This is a genomic window from Pseudomonas sp. R38(2017) (assembly GCF_002112395.1).
Taxonomy (GTDB): Bacteria; Pseudomonadota; Gammaproteobacteria; order Pseudomonadales; family Pseudomonadaceae; genus Aquipseudomonas.
Map to the genome: position 1 here is coordinate 1 of NZ_NEHN01000003.1, position 16,515 is coordinate 16,515.

The 16,515-nt window shown below is 59.4% G+C and carries 10 protein-coding genes; 8 read left to right on the forward strand and 2 right to left on the reverse strand.

Annotated features, from left to right (window positions below; translation table 11 throughout):
• Nucleotides 1-210: 210 nt before the first annotated feature.
• The 6 genes from recC (at nt 211) to CAF87_RS06860 (ending at nt 11,914) form a co-directional block, all read left to right on the forward strand.
• Nucleotides 211-3,663 carry an exodeoxyribonuclease V subunit gamma gene (gene recC / locus CAF87_RS06835; RefSeq protein ID WP_085734087.1) on the forward strand — a complete coding sequence of 1,151 codons (3,453 nt, stop codon included), beginning with the start codon at nt 211-213 and terminating at the stop codon, nt 3,661-3,663.
• Entirely contained in the window at nt 3,660-7,349 is a 3,690-nt protein-coding gene (recB, locus tag CAF87_RS06840; protein ID WP_085734086.1) for an exodeoxyribonuclease V subunit beta, read from the forward strand. Before recC ends, recB begins: the two co-directional genes overlap by 4 nt.
• Nucleotides 7,346-9,454 carry an exodeoxyribonuclease V subunit alpha gene (gene recD, locus CAF87_RS06845; RefSeq protein WP_085734085.1) on the forward strand — a complete coding sequence of 703 codons (2,109 nt, stop codon included), beginning with the start codon at nt 7,346-7,348 and terminating at the stop codon, nt 9,452-9,454. Before recB ends, recD begins: the two co-directional genes overlap by 4 nt.
• A gap of 119 nt (nt 9,455-9,573) precedes the next feature.
• Complete coding sequence (locus CAF87_RS06850; RefSeq protein WP_085734084.1) at nt 9,574-10,149, forward strand: YfiR family protein; 576 nt, start codon at nt 9,574-9,576, stop codon at nt 10,147-10,149.
• A complete protein-coding gene (locus CAF87_RS06855) occupies nt 10,146-11,414 on the forward strand; it encodes a diguanylate cyclase domain-containing protein (RefSeq protein ID WP_085734083.1) in 1,269 nt (422 codons plus the stop codon). The genes CAF87_RS06850 and CAF87_RS06855 overlap by 4 nt, the downstream gene beginning before the upstream one ends.
• A gap of 53 nt (nt 11,415-11,467) precedes the next feature.
• Nucleotides 11,468-11,914, forward strand: a complete 447-nt coding sequence (locus CAF87_RS06860; protein WP_371850998.1) for an OmpA family protein — start codon at nt 11,468-11,470, stop codon at nt 11,912-11,914.
• Here CAF87_RS06860 and CAF87_RS06865 read toward each other — a convergent pair.
• A complete protein-coding gene (locus CAF87_RS06865) occupies nt 11,911-12,858 on the reverse strand; it encodes a LysR family transcriptional regulator (RefSeq protein WP_085734081.1) in 948 nt (315 codons plus the stop codon). The genes CAF87_RS06860 and CAF87_RS06865 overlap by 4 nt on opposite strands.
• A 149-nt stretch (nt 12,859-13,007) precedes the next feature.
• On the opposite strand from CAF87_RS06865, the gene CAF87_RS06870 reads away from it, so the two are divergent.
• A complete protein-coding gene (locus tag CAF87_RS06870; protein ID WP_085734080.1) occupies nt 13,008-14,534 on the forward strand; it encodes a CoA-acylating methylmalonate-semialdehyde dehydrogenase in 1,527 nt (508 codons plus the stop codon).
• Between the two features lie 9 nt (nt 14,535-14,543).
• Complete coding sequence (gene mmsB / locus CAF87_RS06875; RefSeq protein WP_085734079.1) at nt 14,544-15,431, forward strand: 3-hydroxyisobutyrate dehydrogenase; 888 nt, start codon at nt 14,544-14,546, stop codon at nt 15,429-15,431.
• A gap of 76 nt (nt 15,432-15,507) precedes the next feature.
• Here mmsB and CAF87_RS06880 read toward each other — a convergent pair whose 3' ends face one another.
• Complete coding sequence (locus tag CAF87_RS06880) at nt 15,508-15,852, reverse strand: cupin domain-containing protein (RefSeq protein ID WP_007953863.1); 345 nt, start codon at nt 15,850-15,852, stop codon at nt 15,508-15,510.
• Between the last annotated feature and the right edge of the window lie 663 nt (nt 15,853-16,515).

Genomic DNA, 16,515 nt, shown 5'->3' on the forward strand with positions numbered 1-16,515 from the left:
TGCATCGCCGATGGTAGTGTGGGGTTTCCCCATGTGAGAGTAGGTCATCGTCAAGATTAAATTCCGAAACCCCAATTGCGAAAGCAGTTGGGGTTTTGTTTTGCCCGCAGGAAAGTTCGTACAGCATTCTCGGACGCCTTGCGGCTGCCCTCACCAGCCGACAATGCTAAGGTTCAGCCCTAGCTTTTGTACTTTTCCAAGGAAGCCTTCATGCCGGACACTCAGTCCCTCAACGCTGCATTCATGGTGGTTCAGAGCAACAGCCTGGACGAACTGCGCAGCCTTGTGATCAGCATAATGCGGCGCTATCCGCTGGCTCCCCTGGAAAACGAAATTGCGCTTGTGCAAAGCAACGGCATTGCCCAATGGCTCAAGTTGGCGTTAGCCGAGGATCCTGAAGAGGATGATCTTGGCGGCTGCGGTATTGCCGCCGCAATTGATGTGCAGTTGCCGGGCAGTTTCATGTGGCAGCTTTACCGCACGGTCCTGGGACGAGATGAGATCCCGGCAAAGTCCTTGCTCGACAAGGCACCTCTGACCTGGCGACTGATGCGCTTGTTACCGCAGGTCATCGACCTGCCGCATTTCGAACCCCTGCAACGATTCCTGACCCATGACTCCGACTTGCGCAAGCGTTACCAGCTGTCCGAACGTCTGGCAGATCTGTTCGACCAGTATCAGGTGTACCGTGCCGACTGGCTTGAGGATTGGGCCGAGGGGCGACATCAACTACGAAATGTCAGAGGCGAAATTAAACCGCTGCCCACCACCAATTGCTGGCAGGCAGAACTGTGGCGGGCATTGCTTGAGGATGTCGGTGAACAAGGCATGGCTCAAAGCCGTGCGGGTGTGCACCAGCGATTCATCGAGTGCATCTACAGCCTTGAAAAAGCACCGGCAGGCTTGCCGTCACGAGTCATTGTTTTCGGGATTTCCTCATTGCCCGCACAAGTACTCGAAGCTTTAGCAGGGCTGGCCCGGTTCAGCCAGGTCCTGCTCTGTGTCCACAATCCTTGCCGTTATCATTGGGCCGATATCGTTGCTGACAAGGATCTGTTGCGTCATCAATACAAACGCCAAGCTCGAAAGAATGGCATGCCTGTGGTTCTGGACTCGGAGTCGCTGCACCAACATGCCCACCCGCTGCTCGCGGCCTGGGGCAAGCAAGGTCGTGACTACATCAATCTGCTCGATAGCTATGACGATCCCAACAGCTATCGCGCAGCATTTCGCAATGGTCGTATCGACATGTTCAGCGAAACAGCCCCGCAAAACATGCTCAATCAACTGCAGGATGACATTCTGGAGCTGCGTCCGCTCAGCGAAACACGTGAGCTCTGGTCTGAGGTCGATCTGAAACAGGATCAATCGATTCGATTCCACATCGCGCATAGTGCACAGCGCGAGGTCGAGATTCTCCACGATCAGCTTCTGGCTCGATTCAGCGCCAATCCCGCACTGCGCCCCCGCGACGTGATCGTCATGGTGCCCGACATCGACAGTTATGCGCCGCATGTCCGTGCGGTGTTCGGGCAGCTGGATCGTCATGATCCACGGTTCATTCCTTTCACACTGGCAGACCAAGGGCAACGCGGTCGCGATCCATTACTGATCGCTGTCGAACATCTGCTCAAACTGCCAGACAGTCGCTTCCCCGTCAGCGAAATCCTCGACTTGCTCGACGTTCCGGCATTACGCGCACGGTTCGGTATGGAGGAGCGGGACTTGCCGACTCTGCATCGCTGGATCGAAGGTGCCGGTGTGCGTTGGGGGATGGATGCAGACCAGCGCGCCGGACTGGGTTTGCCAAATGAACTGGAGCAGAACAGTTGGCGTTTCGGCCTGAGGCGGATGCTCCTCGGATATGCGGTTGGCGACTCAAGTGCCTGCGCGGGGATTGAACCCTACGATGAAATTGGCGGTCTCGATGCCGCGTTGATCGGCCCTCTGGTTGCCTTGCTGGACGCCTTGGAGTACTCGCACCAGCAATTTCTGAAGCCTGCGAAACCTCAAGAGTGGGGGAGCCGGTTGCAGGTACTGATGCAGGTGTTTTTCAAAGCGAGCAATGAGCATGACGACTACTTGCTGAGTCAGCTAGAGGAGCTGCGCGGAACATGGCTGGAGACCTGTGAGTCTGTCGGACTGGAAGACGAGTTACCGCTGACCGTTGTTCGCGAAGCCTGGTTGGCCGGGTTGGACCAGGGGCGTCTGTCCCAACGTTTCCTGGCCGGTGCAGTGAACTTCTGTACCCTGATGCCGATGCGGGCAATTCCATTCAAGTTGGTTTGCCTTCTGGGCATGAACGATGGCGATTATCCCCGGGCACAACCACCACTGGACTTCGACCTTATGGGCAGCGATTACCGGCCGGGAGATCGCTCCCGCCGTGAGGATGATCGCTATCTGTTGCTCGAAGCACTGTTGTCCGCGCGTCAGCAGCTCTACATCAGTTGGGTTGGACGCAGTATTCGTGACAACAGTGAGCGGCCACCCTCGGTGCTGATCGGGCAGTTGCGGGATCATCTCGCCAACGGTTGGCGAACCATAGATGAAGGCGCGGATATTCTGCATGCCATGACTCAGGAGCACCCGCTGCAGCCATTCAGTTCACGTTACTTCCATGAGGGAAATGAACTGTTCAGTTACGCCAGCGAATGGCAGGTGCTGCATCAACGTCATGAGCCTGTTGATGGGAAAGGAATGCTTGAACCCCATGTCCAGGAGGAGCCGTTGAGTCTCGCACTGCTGCAGGATTTCCTGCGCAATCCGGTGCGACACTTTTTCACTCAGCGATTGAAAGTTTACTTTGAAGCGGCACAAGTACCTCAAGCCGATGAAGAGCCGTTTGTGCTGGATGCGTTGCAGCGATATACCCTAAGTGACAGTTTGCTCGAAGCGGCCTTGAGACATCCGGAGGGTGTTGATCAGGCGCTTGAGGCTCAGGCTCGGCGCCTGCAAAACAGCGGGCTGCTGCCCATGGCGGGATTCGGTGAGTGCCTGCAGCGAGAGTTGATCGAACCGCTTCCTGATTTGCTGCAACGCTATCAGCAGCTACTGATGCTTTGGCCGACTCCGTTGACCAGCGCGGTCCCGATCAATCTTGAATGGCAGGGATTACGCCTGGAAGGATGGCTTGGAGGTCTTCATCAACGCGCCGACGGAGGTGTGCTGTCGGTGACGACGATCCCCAACAGCATCGGTTCGATCAAGAACCGCAAATGGCACCGTCTGACCAAACCATGGGTCAATCATCTGGTCGCTTGTGCGAGTGGGCTTTCTCTGACTACGGCGCTGGTCGCCAGTGACGACACCCTTTTGCTTGAACCGATGGAACAAGATCGAGCCTGGAGAATACTCGAAGACCTGCTGCTCGCCTGGCAGTCAGGAATGTGTCAACCGCTCCCGGTTGCGGTGAAAACCGCTTTTGCATGGCTGGGTCAGAATGACCCGCTGAAGGCTGAAGCCTCTGCACGCAAAGCCTATGAAGGTGATGGCCAGACCAGCGAAGGCGAGAGACGCGAAAGCCCCGCATTGGCGCGGCAGTTCCCGGATTACGATGCGTTGCTGGCGGAGGAGACATTCACCGATTGGTGCAACGCTCTGTACCGCCCGGTGCTCGAAGCTCCCTGGCAATCATTGGCCAACGAGGGGGGGCGTTCATGAGTAAAAAGCAGCCACTTGCCTTGGCGTTTCCATTGAAGGGCAGTCAACTGATCGAGGCCAGCGCGGGTACTGGCAAGACGTTCACCATCTCCGCGTTGTACCTGCGCCTGATCCTTGGCCACGGAGGCGAGGCGAATGGCTTCGGTCGCGAGCTGCTGCCACCGCAGATTCTGGTGGTGACCTTCACCGACGCAGCGACCAAGGAGTTGCGCGAACGTATTCGCACACGTCTGGCTGAGGCCGCACGCTTCTTCCGTGATGAGACGTCGCCTCCTGATACGTTGATCGATGAGTTGCGCGCGCAGTTCGACCCTCAGCAATGGCCCGGTTGCGCTAACCGTCTGGATATCGCCGCGCAATGGATGGACGAGGCTGCCGTCTCGACGATCCACAGCTGGTGCCAGCGAATGTTGCGCGAACATGCATTCGATAGCGGCAGCCTGTTTACCCAGACCCTCGAAACCGATCACAGCGATCTGCTCGGCGAAGTGCTCCGTGATTACTGGCGCCTGTTCTGCTATCCGATGCAGGGTGACGCCCTGAACTGGGTACGCACTAACTGGGGAGGTCCTGCCGCTCTCTTGCCTCGCGTACGTGCTCTCTTTGGTACTGAACGTGACGGAGCCGAAGGCAAATCTCCGACCGAGCTGATCGAAGAGTACCTGCTGGAACGCCGCGCGGCATTGGTTGAATTGAAGAAGCCCTGGCAGCAGTGGGCGGATGAGTTGCTCACCATTTGTCATCAGGGCGTTGCCAGCAAGACAGTCGACGGACGCAAGATGCAGGCCCGCTACTTCGAGCCCTGGTTCGAAAAACTCAAGGCCTGGGCTGAAGACGAATCACTGGAACAACTGGATATTGGTACCGGATTTACCCGGCTCACGCCTGACGGCATGGCCGATGCCTGGAAAGGCGAGCCACCGAGCCATCCGGGACTGGACGCAATGCAGGCACTCAAGTCGAGCCTCGACGGGCTGCCAACCCCCGATGCTGCGGTGCTGCAGCACGCCGCCAAATGGGTGGGCGAGCGTTTTGAAGAAGAGAAGCGTCGACGCGCCGAAATGGGTTTCGACGACATGCTGCTGCGACTCGACGCAGCCCTGAAATCCGAAGGTGGCGAGCGACTCTCCACACTTATCCGCGAGCAATTTCCGGTCGCCCTGATCGACGAATTCCAGGACACGGATCCGGTGCAGTACCGGATCTTCGAGAACATCTATCGCATCGAGGAAAACAATCCCGAGACCGGACTGTTTCTGATCGGTGATCCGAAACAGGCGATCTATGCCTTCCGTGGTGCGGACATCTACACCTACCTGCGCGCGCGAATAGCCACCTCAGGGCGACTGCATACACTGGGTACGAATTTCCGCTCCAGTCATGGGATGGTCCGTGCAGTAAACCAAGTGTTCGAGCGCGCCGAGTCCCGCGAACAGGGACGCGGCGCGTTTCTGTTTCGAGAGAAAAACGGTGACAACCCGGTGCCGTTTCAGCCCGTGGACTCTCAGGGGCGCAAGGAGCATTTGCAGATTTCCGGGCAAGACGTCCCTGCGCTGAATATCTGGCATTTATCCACCGAGCAACCAGTCTCTGGTGCGGTCTATCGCCAGCAGCTGGCGGCGGCCTGCGCCAGTGAAATCACTGCCCTGCTCAATGGCGGACAAGTCGGCAGCGCTGGTTTCGCGCAGGACGGCAAGGATTTTCGCGGGCTGCAACCGGCGGATATCGCAATTCTTGTGCGTGACGGCAAAGAGGCTCAAGCAATACGCGGTGAGCTTGCTGCCCGAGGGGTGCGCAGTGTTTACCTGTCGGACAAGGACTCTGTCTTCGCGGCCCAAGAGGCCCATGATCTTCTGGCCTGGCTCAAGGCCTGTGCCGAACCGGATGTCGAGCGCTCGTTGAAAGCAGCCCTGGCCTGCACCACGTTGAATCTGCCGTTGACTGAGCTGGAACGCCTGAATCAGGACGAACTGGTCTGGGAAGCACGCGTCATGCAGTTCCGAGCCTACCGTGAGATCTGGCGCAAACAAGGCGTGCTGCCGATGCTGCGGCGCTTTCTGCATGACTTCCATCTGCCGCAAACCTTGATCGCGCGCAGTGATGGTGAGCGGGTGCTGACTAACCTGTTGCACCTGTCGGAGCTGATGCAGCAGGCGGCCTCCGAACTCGATGGCGAGCAGGCGCTGATCCGGCATTTGGCCGAGCACCTTGCGCTGTCCGGTAACGCGGGTGAGGAGCAGATCCTGCGCCTTGAAAGCGACGAGCAACTGGTTAAGGTCGTGACCATTCACAAGTCCAAGGGGCTTGAGTATCCGTTGGTGTTTCTGCCTTTCATCTGCTCAGCCAAACCCGTGGACGGTAGCCGTCTGCCGTTGCATTACCACGATGCATCCGGCAAAGCTCAAGTCAGTCTCAAGCCTGATGCCGAGCTGATTGCCCTGGCCGACAATGAGCGTCTGGCGGAGGACCTGCGATTACTCTATGTTGCACTGACCCGCGCACAACATGCCTGCTGGCTTGGCGTGACGGACCTCAAACGCGGCAATAACAGCAGCTCGGTCCTGCATCTTTCAGCACTTGGCTATCTGGTGGGTGGTGGCGCGTCATTGAGTGAGTCCAGCGGTCTGACCCGTTGGCTCGACGATCTGCAGCAACATTGTTCTGCGCTGAGCATCGTTGAAATGCCACTGGCAACCAGTGAGCGCTACCAGCCACCACGCAACGAAGCGATCCCAAGTGCCACGTTGATCCCCAAACGCAAGGCCAGCGAAAACTGGTGGATCGCCTCCTACAGTGCCTTGCGCATCAGTGACGAGTTGAGCATGGGCAGTGAAGAGGCGCCGGACAGTCCGCAAGCGCAGAAACTGTTCGACGACGAGCGCCTTGAGCCCGATGCTCCTCGCGAGATCATTCCGGGAGGTGCCGAGATTCACCGCTTCCCCCGAGGACCGAATCCGGGGACGTTTCTCCACGGACTGCTCGAGTGGGCAGGCGATGAAGGGTTCGCGGTTTCGCGCGAGGTACTGGAAGACGCGATCGCCCGACGCTGCAATCGTCGCGGCTGGGAAGGCTGGATCACGACCCTCAGCGACTGGCTGCAGCACCTGCTCAAATCGCCGATGCCCGCAGGCACCGGTCGACCACCGGTGGTGTTGGAGCAATTGAAACAGTATCGGGTCGAGATGGAGTTCTGGTTCGCCAGCCACAAGGTCGATGTCGTCAGACTCGACGAACAGGTCCGCAAGTTCACCCACAACGGCGTTGCCCGGGTCGCCGCCGAAGCGGTGCAGCTCAACGGCATGTTCAAAGGCTTCATCGATCTGACCTTTGAACATGACGGTCGTTACTACGTGGCGGACTACAAATCCAACTGGCTGGGCGTCGATGACGCCGCCTACACCGAGCAGGCCATGGAGCAGTCGATTCTGGAAAACCGTTACGACCTGCAGTACGTACTGTATCTGCTGGCACTGCATCGTCAGCTCAAGGCCCGCCTCGCCGATTACGATTACGACAGGCATGTTGGCGGTGCGCTGTATCTGTTCCTGCGGGGCACTCGTGCTGACAGTGGTGGCGTGTATTTCGTGCGGCCGCCGCGGGAGCTGATCGAGCGTCTGGACCGGATGTTCCAGGGCAAACCGGAATCGAAGGCCGAGCCCGTGTGGGAGCAGGGAGAATTGCTATGAGCCGCACCTTCGCGGATTTTCCGCCGGTTTCGCTGGATGCCGACGGCTTGGCGCAGCTCACCCCTCTTACGCGAGCCCATGACCTGTTGCAGTTACTGAACCTCTGGGTCGAGCGTGGATGGCTGCGGGCGCTGGACAAGGCATTCGTGGCATTTCTTTACGAGTTGGCGCCTGACGTTGATCCGTTGGTATTGCTTGCCGCTGCGTTGACCAGTCATCAACTCGGCCACGGTCATGTGTGCCTGGATTTGTTTGAAACCCTCAAGGCCCCGGACTTCGCCCTGTCCCTGCCGCCGGAAGGTGACGTGCAATCGGGTGTGTTGTTGCTGCCATCGCAATTGCTGGAGTCCCTTGAAGGGACGCACTGGTGCAAGGTGCTGGCCGGCAGTTCGCTGGTGGCGCTGGCTGCCGACGACAGTGAGTCTGCACGGCAATGCCCGCTGGTGCTGTCCGGCAAACGCCTGTACTTGCGGCGGTACTGGGCCTACGAGCGACGCATCGACACTGCACTGCGTCAGCGCTTGGCAGAGCATGAACCGACGCCGGGCGACCTGTCGCAGCGACTGGACGAGTTATTCGGATCGGCCAAGAAAACCAATGCGATCGACTGGCAGAAACTCGCCTGCGCACTGGCGACCCGAGGCGCCTTCAGCATCGTCACGGGCGGGCCTGGCACCGGCAAGACCACCACGGTGGTACGCTTGCTGGCGTTGCTTCAGGCTCCTGCGGTCGAAGCCGGTCAGCCACTGCGAATTCGCCTGGCTGCCCCTACGGGTAAGGCGGCTGCGCGGTTGACCGAGTCCATCAGCCAGCAAGTGCAATCGCTGAAAGTCGCCGACGCCGTTCGGGAAAAGATTCCTTCCGAGGTCACCACCGTTCACCGTTTGCTCGGCAGCCGTCCTGGCACCCGACACTTCCGTCACCATGCCGGTAACCGTCTGCCACTGGATGTATTGGTGGTCGACGAAGCATCCATGATTGACCTGGAGATGATGGCCAACCTGCTTGATGCGTTGCCGTCACACGCTCGTCTGGTATTGCTGGGCGACAAGGATCAACTGGCCTCCGTCGAGGCCGGTGCAGTACTGGGGGATCTGTGCCGCGATGCGGAGGCGGGTTGGTACAGTCCGCAGACCCGCCAGTGGCTGGAGTCCGTGAGCGGCGAGTCTTTGCAGAACAGCGGTTTGCACGAGGACAGCGACGGTACGCACCCGTTGGCGCAGCAAGTGGTGATGTTGCGTCACTCGCGGCGTTTTGGCGAGGGCAGTGGGATCGGCCAGCTTGCTCGCAGGGTGAATCAGCAATTGCCGGATGAGGCTCGCCAGTTGTTGGCAGCGCGAAGCCACGAAGATGTGTATTCGTTGGCGCTCAAGGGTGAACACGACCACGCACTGGAGCGTCTTGTTCTGGAAGGGCATGGTGAAGGTCCGCACGGTTATCGGCATTATCTGAGCGTTCTGCGCAATAAGCGCCCGCTTGCCGGAGCAACTCTTGAACACCCCGGTTGGCTCGATTGGGCTCGGGAAGTCTTACAGGCCTTCGATACGTTCCAGCTGCTGTGCGCCGTGCGCAAAGGGCCGTGGGGTGTCGAGGGGCTGAACCAACGCATCACCGAAGCGCTGCTCAAGGCCCGGCTGATCGACAGCGACCAGCAATGGTATGAAGGTCGTCCGGTCCTGATGACCCGCAATGACTACGGTCTGGGGCTGATGAACGGTGATATCGGCATCGCTCTCAAATTGCCCGAACGGGATGGGCCGAACGCCGGTGAAGCAGTCCTTCGGGTGGCGTTCCCTCGTAACGACGGGCGCGGCGGGGTACGGTTCGTGTTGCCGAGCCGGCTCAATGATGTGGAAACCGTGTACGCGATGACGGTGCACAAGTCGCAAGGCTCGGAGTTTGCCCATACCGCGCTGATCCTTCCGGACGCCTTGAATCCGGTGCTGACCAAAGAGCTGATCTACACCGGCATTACCCGAGCCAAGCATTGGTTCACCTTGATCGAACCGCGAGCCGGAGTGTTTGAGGAAGCGGTGCAGCGCAAGGTCAAGCGCTTGAGCGGCTTGATGCTGGAACTGGAAGAGCGCGCGGGGGCTCGAGGATGAAAATGCTGACGCTTGTCGGCGTTATCTGACCAGCCGGTCAGAGGGTGCTGTATCGCTGGCGTTCCAACGCTGTGCTATCGTTGCGGCATCATCTCGTTACGATCCAAGAGAATCCCTGCATGAAGCTGGCTGTCTGGGCGACAGAACGCGTAGTTGGCTGCAAGCGAGCGTTGCTTGTCAGTCTGCTCTGTCTGCTCACGGGTGTGGCTGCTGCCCAGCCGCAAACACCGATGGGCATGGCCGAACAAAGGGCCAAGTCCGTTACTCAAGTGGTCCTCGGTATTCTCAGCTATGCCCGCTGGCCGGTTGAGCCTGCACAATTGCGCCTGTGCATCGTCGGCCCAACCGAATATACCGATGATCTGGTGAAAGGCACGACGCAGGCCACGGGGCGACCTGTCACTGTGCGTCGCCTGCTGGCCGACAACCCGTCTATCGTCAGCGAGTGCGATGCGGTATACATCGGCAAACTCACTTCCGATGAACGCAGTCGACTGTTCGCTTCACTGATCGGCCATCCGGTATTGAGCATCAGCGAGGGCGGTGATCAGTGCACGGTCGGCAGTCTGTTCTGTCTGCGAGTCGGTGATGAGCAGGTATCTTTCGAGGTCAATCTCGACTCCGTCGCCCGCAGCGGCGTACGCATTCATCCAAGCGTGCTGCAGTTGTCACGCCGCAAGCCGGCGGCCCCATGAGGCGCGACAAATCCACAGGGCGTCCGACCCTGGGTTCGGTCATAGGTCGCGGGCACTTGATCGTGGCGCTGGTTGCCGTGGCGATGGCCAGTGTGTCCCTGACCCTGCTTGGCGTTTTGGCGCTGCGGGTCTATGCCGATCACAACCTTCACCTGATCGCTCGTTCGATCAGTTACACCGTGGAAGCGGCGGTGGTGTTCAACGACAAGCCTGCCGCAACGGAGGCGCTGGCATTGATCGCCTCGACCGAAGAAGTGGCGGACGCGCAGGTGCTGGACAGTCAGGGTCAGTTGCTGGCGCGATGGCAGCGTCCGGAAAACGGTTTTTTTTCCGGGCTGGAAATGCAGATCACACGGATAGTGCTGGAAAAACCGATCAGCCTGCCGATCCTGCACCAGGATCGCGAGATCGGCCGGATCCTGTTGATCGGTCACGGTGGCAGCCTGATGCAGTTTCTGTTGAGCGGTCTGGCGGGCATCATTCTCTGCACCGCGATCAGCGCCTGGGTGGCGCTCTTTTTGGCGCGCCGTCAGTTGCGCGGGATCATCGGTCCGCTGCACAGCCTGGCGGGAGTGGCCCACGCCGCCCGCAGTGAACGGGCACTGGACCGGCGGGTGCCACCGGCGAAAATCGCCGAGCTCGACAACCTCGGCAACGACTTCAACGCTCTGCTCGATGAGCTGGAATCGTGGCAGACCCACCTGCAAAACGAGAACGAAACCCTTGCCCACCAGGCCACTCACGACAGCCTCACGGGACTGCCCAACCGGGCGTTTTTCGAGGGGCGTCTGATTCGTGCATTGCGCAGCGCCAACAAACTCAACGAGCGTGCAGCGGTGCTGTTTCTCGACAGTGATCGTTTCAAGGAGATCAATGACAACTTTGGCCATGCGGCTGGCGATGCGGTGCTGGTGGCGGTAGCGAACCGGGTGCGGGCGCAGTTGCGCGAAGAGGATCTGGTGGCGCGTCTGGGCGGCGATGAATTTGCCGTGCTGTTGACGCCGTTGCACAAGACCGAAGACGCCGAGCGCATTGCCGACAAGATACTCGCCAGCATGGACACCCCGATTGCATTGCCGGGCGACACCAGTGTGGTGACCTCGCTCAGTATCGGCATTGCGGTTTACCCCGACCATGGCGCCACGCCCGGCACCTTGCTCGATGCGGCGGATGCCGCGATGTATCAAGCAAAGCGCCTGTCCCGCGGCGCCCAATTCACCGCCGGGTCGGAGCACCCGGTCGATCCCGTTCAAACCAGGAGCTGATACCCGTGTTCTCAATTTCCTTTCGACTGTTTTCCACCCTGTTACTGACCGCCATGCTGGCCCTGACCGGTTGCCAGACCGCTCCGCAAAAAGGCCTGACGCCGGCGCAGATTGCCGTGCTCAAGCAGCAAGGCTTTGAACTGACCGATGACGGCTGGGAGTTCGGCCTGTCGGGCAAAGTGCTGTTTGGCAGCGACATCGAAAGCCTGAACAAGCAAAGTACCGAGATCGTCGAGCGTATCGGCAAGGCCTTGTTGGGTGTAGGCATCGAGCGGGTTCGCGTGGATGGCCACACCGATGCCTCGGGCAAGGAAAGTTACAACCAGCAACTGTCGCTGCGCCGAGCGAAGAGTGTGGGTAAAGTGCTGACCACGGTCGGCATGAAGGAAGAGAATATCCAGCTGCAAGGCCTCGGCAGCCGCGAACCGGTCGCTTCCAACGACACCGCAGCCGGCCGCACCGAAAACCGCCGGGTGTCGATCGTGGTCAGCGCCGATTAATCGGCAAACTGCATTTCCCGCGTCTGCCCCATCAAAAGGGCCTGATTGCGCTCGGTCACCTCGCGGATGTAATCCCACAACAGGGTGATCCGCTTCAACTTGCGCAGATCCTCCCGGCAGTACATCCAGAACTGCCGGGTGATGTCGATTTCTTCCGGCAACACTGGCAATAGACGCGGATCCTGGGCCGCGAGGAAGCACGGCAGAATCGCCAGCGAGCGCCCCTGCTGCGCCGCCACGAATTGTGCGATTACGCTGGTGCTGCGCAAATTGGCGCTGGCGCCGGGCACCACGTTCGCCAGATACAGCAGCTCCGAGCTGAACGCCAGATCATCCACATAACTGATGAACTGATGCCTGCCCAGGTCGGCTGGGCGGCGAATTGGTGGGTGCTTGTCGAGGTATTCCTGGGTCGCGTAGAGCTGCAAGCGGTAGTCGCAGAGTTTGCAGCACACGTACGGCCCGTGTTCCGGGCGTTCGAGGGCGATGACGATGTCGGCCTCGCGTTTGGACAAGCTGATGAAGTGCGGCAACGGCAGGATGTCCACCGAAATCGCCGGGTAGGCGTCGACGAAGTGGCTCAGTTGCGGGGTGATGAAGAAGCTGCCGAAACCTTCGGTGCAGCCCATGCGCACATGCCCGGACAGTGCGACGCCGGAGCCGGACACCTGTTCGCAGGCCATGTGCAGCGTGCTTTCGATCGACTCGGCGTAACTCAGCAGACGCTGGCCTTCGGCGGTCAGCACGAAACCGCTGGTGCGGGATTTCTCGAACAGCAATGTGCCCAATGCCCCTTCCAGCGAACTGATTCTGCGTGACACCGTGGTGTAGTCCACCGCCAGGCGTTTGGCCGCGGTGCTGGCCTTGCGGGTACGGGCGACTTCGAGGAAAAACTTGAGGTCGTCCCAGTTCAGCGAGCCTAAAGACGTGATGTTTTTTTGCATGATGGACGGGCTTATATGTGCGTTCTTATTAGAAGTTTGCACATCTATACTCCAAAAACAGTCCGACAACCAATTCGCGACACACGCCTCATCTCAAGGCGAACTTTTCGCCTTGGCTCCCAAGATAAAAACAATTTCTGGAGACCAGCATGAACGCATCGCTTACGCCCAACGAAACCACGATCCAGAAGGTCAAGCTGCTGATCGACGGCGAGTGGGTCGAGTCGCAGACCACCGAGTGGCACGACATCGTCAACCCGGCGACCCAGCAGGTGCTGGCCAAGGTCCCGTTTGCCACCGCCGCTGAAGTCGACGCTGCCGTCAGCGCCGCCCAGCGCGCCTTCCAGACCTGGAAGCTGACTCCGATCGGCGCGCGCATGCGCATCATGCTCAAGCTGCAAGCGTTGATCCGCGAGCACTCCAAACGCATTGCCGTGGTGCTGAGCGCCGAGCAGGGCAAGACCATCGCTGACGCTGAAGGCGATATTTTCCGTGGCCTGGAAGTGGTCGAGCACGCCTGTTCCATTGGCAGCCTGCAAATGGGCGAGTTCGCCGAAAACGTTGCCGGCGGCGTCGACACCTACACCCTGCGCCAGCCGATCGGCGTCTGCGCCGGCATTACGCCGTTCAACTTCCCGGCGATGATTCCGCTGTGGATGTTCCCGATGGCCATCGCCTGCGGCAACACCTTCGTGCTCAAGCCATCCGAACAGGATCCGCTGTCGACCATGCTGCTGGTGGAACTCGCGATCGAAGCCGGCATTCCGGCCGGTGTATTGAACGTCGTGCACGGTGGCAAGGACGTGGTCGATGGCCTGTGCACCCACAAAGACATCAAGGCCGTTTCGTTCGTCGGTTCGACCGCCGTCGGCACCCACGTTTATGACCTGGCTGGTAAACATGGCAAGCGCGTGCAATCGATGATGGGCGCGAAGAACCACGCGGTGGTGCTGCCGGACGCCAATCGCGAGCAAGCGCTCAATGCCCTGGTCGGTGCCGGTTTCGGTGCGGCCGGTCAGCGTTGCATGGCCACCTCGGTAGTGGTGCTGGTGGGTGCGGCCAGACAGTGGCTGCCGGATCTGAAAGCGCTGGCGCAGAAACTCAAGGTCAACGCCGGCAATGAGCCGGGCACAGATGTCGGCCCGGTCATTTCGAAAAAGGCCAAGGCGCGGATTCTCGATCTGATCGAAAGCGGCATCAAGGAAGGCGCGAAACTAGAGCTGGACGGTCGCGATATCAGCGTGCCGGGCTACGAGAAAGGCAACTTCGTCGGCCCGACCCTGTTCTCGGGCGTGACCACCGACATGCAGATCTACACCCAGGAAATCTTCGGCCCGGTACTGGTGGTGCTGGAGGTCGACACCCTGGATCAGGCCATCGCGCTGGTCAACGCCAACCCGTTCGGCAACGGCACCGGCCTGTTCACCCAGAGCGGCGCGGCGGCGCGTAAATTCCAGACTGAAATCGACGTCGGTCAGGTCGGCATCAACATCCCGATTCCGGTGCCGGTGCCGTTCTTCAGCTTCACCGGTTCGCGCGGTTCGAAACTCGGCGACCTTGGCCCATACGGCAAGCAAGTGGTGCAGTTCTACACCCAGACCAAAACGGTCACGGCGCGCTGGTTCGATGACGACAGTGTCAACGACGGCGTGAACACCACCATTAACCTGCGCTGAGGAATGGCCATGAAAATCGCATTTATCGGTCTGGGCAACATGGGCGCGCCGATGGCGCGCAACCTGATCAAGGCCGGGCATTCGCTGAATCTGGTGGACCTGAACAAAACCGTGCTGGCGGAACTGGAGCAACTGGGCGGCACCATCCGCGCCTCGGCTCGTGAAGCCGCTGAAGACGCAGAACTGGTGATCACCATGCTGCCGGCCGCCGTGCATGTCCGCAGTGTCTGGCTCGGTGAGGGCGGCGTGCTGGCCGGGATCGGCAAAGGTGTGCCGGCAGTGGATTGCAGCACCATCGATCCGCAGACTGCTCGCGACGTGGCAGCGGCTGCTGCCAAACAAGGCGTGGCCATGGCTGATGCACCTGTTTCCGGCGGTACCGGCGGCGCCACCGCAGGTACGTTGACCTTCATGGTCGGCGCCACTCCCGAACTGTTCGCCACCCTGCAACCGGTGCTGGCGCAGATGGGCCGCAACATCGTGCATTGCGGTGAAGTCGGCACCGGACAGATCGCCAAGATCTGCAACAACCTGTTGCTCGCCATTTCGATGGTCGGCGTCAGCGAGGCGATGGCTCTGGGCGATGCATTGGGGATCGATACCGGCGTGCTTGCCGGGATCATCAACAGCTCGACCGGTCGTTGCTGGAGTTCGGAAATGTACAACCCTTGGCCGGGCATCGTCGAAACGGCGCCGGCCTCGCGCGGTTACACCGGTGGCTTCGGCGCCGAGCTGATGCTCAAGGATCTGGGGCTGGCCACCGAAGCGGCGCGTCAGGCCCATCAGCCGGTGGTGTTGGGCGCGGTGGCGCAGCAGTTGTATCAGGCGATGAGTCAGCGCGGAGAGGGTGGCAAGGACTTCTCGGCGATCATCAACAGCTATCGCAAACCGCAGTAATCGTCGTCAGGCCTGTGCTCGGCACAGGTCTGTATTGCCGGGAAATCACGTCGGGTGGTTTCCCGGCTTTTTTGTATCAGGCGAACACGAAATATTTACGCACGGTCTCGACCACTTCCCAGGTGCCCTTCATGCCTGGCTCAACGACGAAGATGTCGCCGGCACGCAGGTGGATCGGCTCCATGCCGTCCGGGGTAATCACGCAGTAGCCTTCCTGGAAATGGCAGTACTCCCACTTCACGTAATCGACCCGCCACTTGCCCGGCGTGCAGATCCAGGTGCCCATGATCTTGCTGCCGTCTTCGCTGGTGTAGGCGTTGAGGTTGACGGTGTGCGGGTCGCCCTCGAGCTTTTCCCATTTGCAGGCGTCGAGTACGGGCAGCGGGTGGGTGTCGCGCAGAACGGTGATAGGTGCGGGCATGACGGCTCCAGGTCAAAGCAGTTTGAGTCGCCACCGTAACGTGGGTGAGCACCGTCGGAATGTCTGGGGTCGACCTACAGATGCCTGTTAGCGCTGATCGGGAAACCCGATAAAGCCGCAATTTGCACCAATGCTGTGCATATATGACGGTTTTAATACAAGAGCGCACCATAAAAGTTCAATAAATTTTTAGACCAAAACGAGATAACCATCCTGACACCTATTGCAAAACAAAATCGTCTGTACTATAACATTCGTACTAAAGGACAATCCCACCCTAATGGAGCTACACCAGAGTCACGGACAGACTTGAATCGGCTTTTCTTCACATAAAACTGACTTGGCCATCGGCGCAAGCGTGAACTTCTACCTGTTGTTAATGAATAACGACAATTGAATGAACCGGTCAGTTAATAAGTTGCGCAGACGCAATGTTGTGCGTGCTTTGAATGGAAGCCCTAAATAAACAGTTAATTATTATTTGTGCATCGGCGGAATTATATCTGCGGGATACGCACGCCTTTCGGATTTTTATGTGCCCGGCATCAATGGAATGAGGCTTTATTGTGGACGACATAAACGTAATTGAAGTTTCGACGACCGTGAATGACGCGAGTGAGTTGGGCCGGCATGTCTGGATTCGTGCTGGCAGCCGCCTGCAAA